Source organism: Spirochaetota bacterium (assembly GCA_040756435.1).
Taxonomy (GTDB): Bacteria; Spirochaetota; UBA4802; order UBA4802; family UB4802; genus UBA4802.
In genome coordinates this window covers 22,376-28,556 of the sequence record JBFLZD010000022.1, presented here as the reverse complement: position 1 = coordinate 28,556, position 6,181 = coordinate 22,376, and the positions used below count along the sequence as shown (strand labels likewise).

At 37.7% G+C, this 6,181-nt stretch carries 7 protein-coding genes; 4 read left to right on the top strand and 3 right to left on the bottom strand.

The genetic code is table 11. The features are described from left to right. Positions 1–190: 190 nt before the first annotated feature. Positions 191–1,648: a HEAT repeat domain-containing protein gene (locus tag AB1444_07920; GenBank protein ID MEW6526576.1), complete on the bottom strand. Its 1,458-nt coding sequence runs from the start codon at positions 1,646–1,648 to the stop codon at positions 191–193. A 505-nt stretch (positions 1,649–2,153) separates the two neighbouring features. Here AB1444_07920 and AB1444_07915 point away from each other — a divergent pair. The 3 genes from AB1444_07915 to cyaB are packed head-to-tail and all read left to right on the top strand — an operon-like array spanning position 2,154 to position 3,681. Further along, positions 2,154–2,330, top strand: coding sequence for a MarR family transcriptional regulator (locus AB1444_07915; protein ID MEW6526575.1), 177 nt, complete (start codon positions 2,154–2,156; stop codon positions 2,328–2,330). A gap of 60 nt (positions 2,331–2,390) precedes the next feature. Then, a complete protein-coding gene (locus AB1444_07910; protein MEW6526574.1) occupies positions 2,391–3,146 on the top strand; it encodes a GerMN domain-containing protein in 756 nt (251 codons plus the stop codon). Positions 3,147–3,165: 19 nt separating this feature from the next. Beyond that, positions 3,166–3,681, top strand: a complete 516-nt coding sequence (cyaB, locus tag AB1444_07905) for a class IV adenylate cyclase (protein MEW6526573.1) — start codon at positions 3,166–3,168, stop codon at positions 3,679–3,681. A 42-nt stretch (positions 3,682–3,723) separates the two neighbouring features. Here cyaB and AB1444_07900 read toward each other — a convergent pair whose 3' ends face one another. Continuing rightward, entirely contained in the window at positions 3,724–3,915 is a 192-nt protein-coding gene (locus AB1444_07900; protein ID MEW6526572.1) for a hypothetical protein, read from the bottom strand. A gap of 153 nt (positions 3,916–4,068) precedes the next feature. On the opposite strand from AB1444_07900, the gene AB1444_07895 reads away from it, so the two are divergent. Next, positions 4,069–4,743 carry a hypothetical protein gene (locus AB1444_07895; GenBank protein MEW6526571.1) on the top strand — a complete coding sequence of 225 codons (675 nt, stop codon included), beginning with the start codon at positions 4,069–4,071 and terminating at the stop codon, positions 4,741–4,743. A 111-nt stretch (positions 4,744–4,854) separates the two neighbouring features. Here AB1444_07895 and amt read toward each other — a convergent pair whose 3' ends face one another. After that, the gene (gene amt / locus AB1444_07890; GenBank protein MEW6526570.1) at positions 4,855–6,150 is read right to left on the bottom strand and encodes an ammonium transporter; all 1,296 of its coding nucleotides are present in this window, start codon (positions 6,148–6,150) and stop codon (positions 4,855–4,857) included. Positions 6,151–6,181 lie beyond the last annotated feature (31 nt).

Here is a 6,181-nt window from a genome sequence, read left to right as displayed (position 1 = left end):
TGTCCTGAATTTATTTCAGGATTGATTCAGTGCAGTCATCCTGAACCCTGTCCTGAATTTATTTTAGGATTGATTCAGGATCTTACACATGACTAAATAATTTATTCAATCTCAGTATGACTGTGCATATTTTAACCCCGAGATCTAACAATACGTATTAATGGTATATAAACGTAATGATAGGGACTATTCAAATAAAATCGTCATAATTATCAAGTGTTTTTATGTTTCCGCGCTGTTTTCTTTCAATTATTTCTTTTAATGCTGTTCTTGCTTCATCACTTATAAATGGGTTTTCATTTATAATTGCTGCTCGTACACAGTCTATAGATTTTTCAGTGCCAATATGTTTTAATCCCTGTATGGCCAGCATCTTGCAATCATCATCGTCTATAGCCAGTGCCTGTTGCAATAGATTTTCTGATTCATCAGAGGGGAAATATGAAGCCAGCTGTATCAGGCGTTTTTTTACAATAAGTGGGGCATCATGAAAAAACGTTAGCAAACTGTTTGCTGTATTGCTATCAATACTTTTTGAAAGGGCATAGATTGCACTTGATTTAATAATTGGATAATTTTCATTCATTATGAGTTGGGTTAATGGCTTAATACTCATTCTATTACTGAATGCACTGAGTGCCCGTGCACATGCTTCCACAAATTGGGGGTTAGGGTCAGAAAGCCCCTGTATAAGATGCTCAATTGCGCGTTTGTCCTCAATGACACCTAACGAACGTGCTGCAAAAATACGAAGGCTTGGGTTTGGTGATTGCATCATTTCTATGAGTTTAGGCACAGAAAACTTTTTGTATCGTATAAACAGTGGCATCATCTCATTGATGGGAAAGATGCTTTCATCATTAATCTTTCCAAACAATGGTTCAATAGTCAACTCGCCAATAGTAATGAGTGCATCAATGGTGGTTATAATTATCTGCCTGTTGCTGTGATTGACAAAAGGTATGAGATATGTAATGGCATCAGGTTCGCGCAATTGGCCTAATAATTGGATGATGTATGATAGCTGCTGTATGTCGCGTGTAGTTGTAAGAAGATTAATCAACGTGTCAAGTTTAGGTGAGGCAATTTTTGCAAGGATAGGTATAATATCATCGCTGTTTCGGGATGATTGCATTAATTGTTGCAATAGTGGTTCAAATGCGGGCTCACCAATATGTTCTAAAATCCACTTTGCGGTATCTTTAACCAGGATACTATCATCATACAAACAACTGACAATGTCCTGAATAGTTTGCGGATCCTCAAAGCCAATTTTTACCAGTGACCATGCTGCGGTTTCTCTAACCTTTTCGTTTTCATCTTTTAAAAGAGGAATTAATGCTTTTGATGCTAGTGGGTTTTTGCAAATCCCTAAACAAAATGCTGCGGATTCACGTATTATTGGGTTTTTGTTCGATAGTTCCTGTACAAGGGCCTGGCCTGCATATTCTTTCATCTGGCATAATGCCCATATTACACTGTCGCGTATCTGCTCATCAGGATGTGAAAGTAGCGTGATAAGAGGTACTATAGCATCTTTTCCGTATTCTAGTATTTCTTCAAATGCTTTATTGCGTATACTATCGTCACCTGTCTGTATCTGTTCCATTATCTGCTCTATAGTATGTGATGGTTGAGCTTTTGTCATATAGTAATATTGCCTTATGTATAAGGAATTGAATTATTGTAATCAACACCTTTGTTGAAATATATAGTGTAAATTAGATATTTTCAAAATAAAAACATTAATTATTCCTAAATGTGGAAATTTGAACAAAGTATAAAATAGGGGGTGTCCCCAAAGACACCTTATTGCAATTACTTTGCCTTCCTGTCATTGCGAGGAACGAAGTGACGAAGCAATCTTATCTTGTGCGGCATTGAGATTGCTTCACTTCGACAAGTGGTTGCTGAGCTCGTCGAAGCACTCAGTGCAAGCACTACGCTCGCAATGACATTTCATCAGCGTCATTGCTATCCACACGGTTTGTTTTGACACGGCTCCTAGTATTTATTATGTTTACGTTAAAACAAATATATTAATAATACATGTGAAATGTTTCTTGAACATATGAAATATACTTTACAAAATGTGGCAATAGTGATAGTATTAAATGAAACAACAATTTACGTTCTTTTTGAGAGGGTATAGTATGGATAATACACAAAAAGTAATTGATGTATTTAAAAAATCAAATGAGCCTTTAAATGCCAGTGCAATTGCTAAAATGACAGGGCTTGATAAAAAGGAAGTTGATAAAATAATGGAAAAGCTGAAAAAAGATGGCGTCATTGAATCGCCTAAACGCTGTTACTGGGTATTGAAATAGGTTGTACTATAAAAAAATGGATGTGCTACATACTATTGATGAAAAAATTATTTGAGGACCATGGCTACAAAGAGAAAAAAAAATTCTGCTAAAACCAGAAAATCAACAGCAAAGAAAAATATTTCTTCAAAGAAACGCTCGTCCACGTCTTCCAATGCTCCTTATGTGCTGATAATAATGGCATTGGCGGCTGGTTTGATTTTTTTGTTATCAGTAAAGACTGATACCATTAAACAGATAATTCCCAAGAAAGACACAGCTTTAGAAGGGAACAAAAGTAATAGTAGCACCAATGATGTAAGCAAGAACTTGAAGGCTGATAATAGCCGTAAGGATTTTGATAGCAAAGATAAACCTGAACAGGAACTATCGCACAAAGAAAAAAAGAAGGACGATGAAGGTGCTATTGTTAAGGCAAAAGTTTATTTTTTATTCTATAATGAAAAGGCTGATAAAATTGAACTGCGGCCTGTTGTGCGTGATGTCAATGCAAAGGTCCCCGTAAAAGCTGTGCTTGAAGAATTAATAAAGGGCCCAACAAAATTAGAAGAAAAGAAGGGGTATGTGACAGCCATTCCGCCAACTCTTAAAGTAATTGATGTTTCAATAATCAATAATATTGCGTTTATTAATTTCAATGGAGCGCTTGAGGAAGGTGCAGCGGGCAACATCATGCTTAATCGTCTTGACCAGATTGTGTATACTGCTACACAATTTGACAATGTAGATGGAATACATATATTGATTAACGGTCAGCGCAAGAGGTTCTTAGGCCCTGATGGTATATCAATTGCAGGGCCGCTAAAGCGGCATTAATGATAAATGGTAATGCACAATGTTAGAAGTTGAGATCAAATCAAAATGTGAAGATCTGGATAGCGTTAAGAAAATAATTATAGATTTGGGAGGCACTTTTATTTCTACCGAGGTGGAAGATGATTGCTATTTTAATCATCCATCACGTGATTTTGGAAAAACCGATGAGGCATTGCGGATTAGAAAAGTCAACGATATGGTTTTCTGCACCTACAAAGGACCAAAACTGGGTGGAAAAACTAAAACACGTTTTGAAAAAGAGGTACAGATTCATGATGCTGATGCAATGCAGGAGATATTGCAAAAGTTAGGGTTTATAGTATATGGAAGAGTTCAGAAAAGACGTGAAGTATATTTGTTGAATGAGGTTACTATATGCTGTGATGATGTTAAAGGCCTGGGAACTTTTGTTGAATTGGAGATGATAAGCAATAATCGGGAGGAAGCTGAAAAAAGGCTCTTTGCACTGGCTGAAAAATTAGGACTTTCTGATTTTATTACAACTTCGTATTTAGAGATGGTAAAAGGAGGGTAAGATTTTTATTTAAATGGATTAATTATTCTAATGAATACTTTTTTATGCATAGATTTCTTCTCTACTGAATTTCCATTTTTTTGTATCAATTTTTATTTTATTTAAAAGTATCTCTTTTTTAACGGGATGTTTAAGTCTTATAATTACTTCAATTTCTTGTTCCTTGAAATCTTCAGGTATTTCTATTGTAAGATATTTGTCTTTTACATGATAATCTTTTTTTATTGTTATCATAAAATTACCTCTTTCAATCAATCATGATTTCTAAACTGCACGGTTTAAGCGTGATGATAAAAAATAGTTGAATACATTATATAAATATAAAATAATACAACAATATAATTTGTCAATGAGATAATAAAATATTTATTTTAAGGAGGGTAAGCCATGTATAAAAAGATGGTAGTGTGCTGTATTGCAGTTATTATTCTTCTTAATGGTAATGCAATTTTTGCCAATGAAATGGTAAAGCAAAAGATTATTGCTTTTGAACAATCAGTACCCTGGTCGGATGTATATGATAGTTTCAAAGCGCGGCAGCGCTCATGGCATCAGGACGTAATGAACGCAGGTACGCCGCAGGAACTGGGAAAGCTCCTTGTTGAATTACAGGGCTTCATTATAAAAGATAAGTTAGGTAACGAATGGGAAAAGGTAAAGCCGCAATGGTTAGTTACAACCGAGAATGCAGCTACATACGATGTCGTTGCCAACAGTTTACAGCAACTTCAAAATTATTACCTTCAAAGGGTTAAGCAGGATGGAAGTGACATTAAAAAAGAAATTATAACTTTTGAGCAATATGTTCCCTGGGAAGATGTTAAGGAGGGTTTTAAAGCACGCCAGCAGGGATGGCATTATGATGTTATGAATGCCAAAACGCCTCAGCAATTGGGGATACTGATACTGGAATTTCATGACTGGATATACCCTGAGAAGTTTTCTGATTCATGGGCAGTAATTAAACCTGCCTGGGTTAAAAAAGCAAAGAATACTACAAGCTGGCAGGATGTAAAAAACCTTTTAAAAGAATTACAATGGAATTACAGGAAAGGTAAGTAAGGGAATAGCAGGCAATTATTGAGTAATACGTGATAATCCCGTAATGGAAAAATAATCCCACGCCTTGGAAGATGTCGTGGGATTATTTGTAATAAATAGCATGTGCTTGTTTTACTTTAAGGTATATGATTCAAAATCAGGGTATCCTTCAATCCCATGTTCAGAGATATCAAGCCCAATGAGCTCTTCTTCCCTGGTAACCCTTATACCCATAGTTGCATTAATAATAACCCAGATAACCCAGCTTAACACAAAAACAAAACTGCCAACTGCAACCACGCCAACAAGCTGATTGGCAAAAGAGCCTATTCCACCACCATAAAACAGGCCTAAAGGCGGTTGTCCACTCCCACCTGCATATGGTGCTGCTGCAAAAAGTCCCACCGCTAACGTACCCCAGACGCCATTGACAAGGTGGACTGATAAAGCACCCACCGGATCATCAATACCCCATCGGTCAAAGGCAAGAACAAATACCACTACAAAAATACCTGCAATTCCACCGATGACAATAGAAGCACCGGGAGTTACCCATGCACAGGGTGCTGTGATTGCTACTAATCCAGCTAATGCACCATTGAGTATCATTGATAAATCAGGCTTTTCCAGTGCAAGCCATGCTGTTATGGTTGCAGTTAATGTACCTGCAGCTGCTGCTAAGTTGGTAGTTACAGCAATTCGTCCTATATCAGCAGCATTTGCAGCCATTGTTGATCCAGGATTGAATCCAAACCAGCCAAACCACAGAACAAACACACCTAACGTAGCAAGTGGGAGACTGTGCCCGGGGATTGAGTTGACACTGCCATCAGGGTTGTATTTACCTATACGCGGACCCAGTACCAGTGCCCCTGTTAATGCAGCCCATCCTCCAATGGAATGAACCACTGTTGAACCGGCAAAATCCCAGAAGCCGCGCTCTGCTAACCACCCACCACCCCATATCCAGTGACCGGCAATGGGATAAATGATACTGGTCAGGATAAACGAAAATACAATAAAGGATAAAAACTTTATTCTTCCACCAACGGCACCGGATACTATTGTGGCTGCAGTTGCACAGAATACAAGCTGGAAGAAAAATTTGGCAAAGAGAGGTACACCGGTCCAGCTTATGGCAGAGTATACTCCACGGTAACTATCGCCAATTGCCGGACTATTATCTGCCCCTTGCAACATAAACAATCCTTTCCAGCCCATAAAACCGTTGCCATCACCAAACATTAAGCCCCAGCCAATAAACCAGAAAGCAATGGAAGCGATAGCAAATACAACAAAGTTCTTTGCCGATATATTAACCGCGTTTTTTGCCTGTTGCAGACCTGCCTCAACCATTGCAAATCCTAAGTTCATGAAGAAGACAAGGAAAGCAGCAAAAAGGACCCACAGAGTATCTGCAACAACCATATTTGCTGTATCTGTCTGAACCTGTGCTGTT

Bases quoted from the DNA above. Each gene is read 5' to 3' on its own strand.
- AB1444_07900 (MEW6526572.1), bottom strand. From the start codon at position 3,915: ATGATAACAATAAAAAAAGATTATCATGTAAAAGACAAATATCTTACA.
- amt (MEW6526570.1), bottom strand. From the start codon at position 6,150: ATGGTTGTTGCAGATACTCTGTGGGTCCTTTTTGCTGCTTTCCTTGTC.
- AB1444_07910 (MEW6526574.1), top strand. From the start codon at position 2,391: ATGGCTACAAAGAGAAAAAAAAATTCTGCTAAAACCAGAAAATCAACA.
- AB1444_07915 (MEW6526575.1), top strand. From the start codon at position 2,154: ATGGATAATACACAAAAAGTAATTGATGTATTTAAAAAATCAAATGAG.
- cyaB (MEW6526573.1), top strand. From the start codon at position 3,166: ATGTTAGAAGTTGAGATCAAATCAAAATGTGAAGATCTGGATAGCGTT.
- AB1444_07920 (MEW6526576.1), bottom strand. From the start codon at position 1,648: ATGACAAAAGCTCAACCATCACATACTATAGAGCAGATAATGGAACAG.
- AB1444_07895 (MEW6526571.1), top strand. From the start codon at position 4,069: ATGTATAAAAAGATGGTAGTGTGCTGTATTGCAGTTATTATTCTTCTT.